General features: G+C 32.1%; 2 protein-coding genes. Both read right to left on the minus strand.

The genetic code is table 11. From position 1 onward, the window contains the following. Positions 1-404 precede the first annotated feature (404 nt). Positions 405-1,358 carry an ISAon1 family transposase gene (locus tag WBQ70_RS02340; protein WP_423910023.1) on the minus strand — a complete coding sequence of 318 codons (954 nt, stop codon included), beginning with the start codon at positions 1,356-1,358 and terminating at the stop codon, positions 405-407. A 13-nt stretch (positions 1,359-1,371) separates the two neighbouring features. Continuing rightward, a complete protein-coding gene (locus WBQ70_RS02345) occupies positions 1,372-1,734 on the minus strand; it encodes an ISAon1 family transposase N-terminal region protein (RefSeq protein ID WP_423910021.1) in 363 nt (120 codons plus the stop codon). Positions 1,735-1,889: the final 155 nt, after the last annotated feature.

Consider the following 1,889-nt stretch of genomic DNA (forward strand, 5'->3'; position numbering starts at 1 on the left):
TTCGTGCTTCGATTATTAAAGTACTTTTATATTGATTGCTAATTAACTTTTATCGTATAAATAAGAATATTGAAGTTTTTAAGAACCAAGTTTAAAACTTGAGGATTATTCAAAGAAGATTGTTAGCTTCAATAATATAAAGTTAATATTATTAACTCCTCTCAACTGTGATCCAAAAATTTTTATTTTTGTAATGAGAAATTATAGAGCACCTCATGTCAACTTTCAAAGGAGCTCATTTCAAATCAGTGCTAAATTATATCGTTAAATGTTGATTGTAGCTCCCATTACTTTTATAAACTCTCTAATTAAGCTAGGATGTCCTGGCCATGCTGGAGAGGTGATTAGATTTCCATCGATAAATGCTTCATGGATCAATCCTAAAACCTGTGGAGAGACAAAAATTAAGCATAAATATTAGTTAGTCTAAAAAGGAAAAACTCAATGTTTCTAACGCCTCTAAATTGACTTCTAAAAGCTTTTATTTTAGCATTGAAAGATTCTGCTGATGCATTAGTGCTCCTGTTATCAAAGTAGTTTAATATGTTTTGATAATGATTGATTATGGTTCGTGATATTGTGTTGAAAGATTTAAATCCTGATTGATTTACTTTTTCATGCCATTTGGCCAGTCTAGCAAAAGCAATTATTTTATCAGTTGTGTTTTCAAAGATATTTCGTAATCCTTGAGAAAGATTGTAAGCCTCTTTGATATCGGGATATAATTCAAACAATAAGTTTGCTCGTTGTAATTGATTATCTGTCCATTTGGATTTATTCTTGTATAAAAAATAGCGGCTTCTAGCAAGTAGTTGCTTTACAGTATCACCATTAGTTAATAGTTCAGGCTCAAACCTTTTCTTGTTTTTCTTAGCCTTTTCTATTGCTTCATTTTCATGGTCTATAGCTTCCCATCTGTGTTTAATTCTGATTTCTTGCAAAGCTTCTGATGCAAGTTTTTGAACATGAAACCGGTCGGTCACTTGCGTTGCTTTAGGGAAACCTCTTTTTGCTATTAACCCCATATTACCAGCCATGTCAAGTGTTATCTCATTAACTAGGTTACGTTGTTTGAGTGGTATCTTTTCAATAATTGCAATTACTGTTTCTGCTTTTGTTCCAGCAACCATTGCTACTATGGTGCCTTTTCTTCCTTTAGCAGCTTTGTTTGTTAGGACGGTGTAGAGTTCGCCATTAGAAAGGGAGGTTTCGTCAATAGATAACTTCTTTCCAATGTTTTCAGGAAATAATAACCATTGTTTTGCATGAGGTTTTTGATTCCAGATTTTAAAATCACTTAAAAAATCTTTGTATTGATATAGTAAGTTTTTACCTTTGACACCATAGAAAGAGGCGATTGCATTACAATCATTAGGCTTTGAATCGACTGATTTCTTTTAAAAAAGACGCAAACTCCTGTGTTACCCGAGTTCCGTCTGCTACTAAATTCCAATCTCTAAATACAACTTGTCCAGTATCCTCGTTAAGCCATCTTCTGCGAGTAATGTGCAGGTACACTTGATGTCCACGAATTGGAAAATCTTGAACCGTTATCTCATTGAAGAATCCTTTCGAACTTAATTTGTTTTCACGGTACTCTTTTGGTATCGAATTAATCTCCTTTAAATATAGATGAAGAATTTCTTCACCCTTTTTATAAGAAGTAAGTTCAAAATAATCAACGATAATTTCTGGTAACAATAGCTTGAGAAGTTCAACAAAGGAATCTTGCATTTGTATTTAATTTAAAATACAAATATCGAAATTTAATATTTCCCCACAACTTTTTGAATTGATCCTTAATATCAGATATTATATTTTGTGGCAAACTCATCAACTCAAAAATTTCAGCAAGCTGATTGTGCGCTTTTATTGCGCTAATATTATTA

The organism is Flavobacterium sp. (genome assembly GCF_049590715.1).
In the GTDB taxonomy this organism is placed as follows: Bacteria; Bacteroidota; Bacteroidia; order Flavobacteriales; family Flavobacteriaceae; genus Flavobacterium.

Coding starts and splice junctions, on each gene's coding strand:
- WBQ70_RS02345 (WP_423910021.1), bottom strand. CDS start 1,734: ATGCAAGATTCCTTTGTTGAACTTCTCAAGCTATTGTTACCAGAAATT.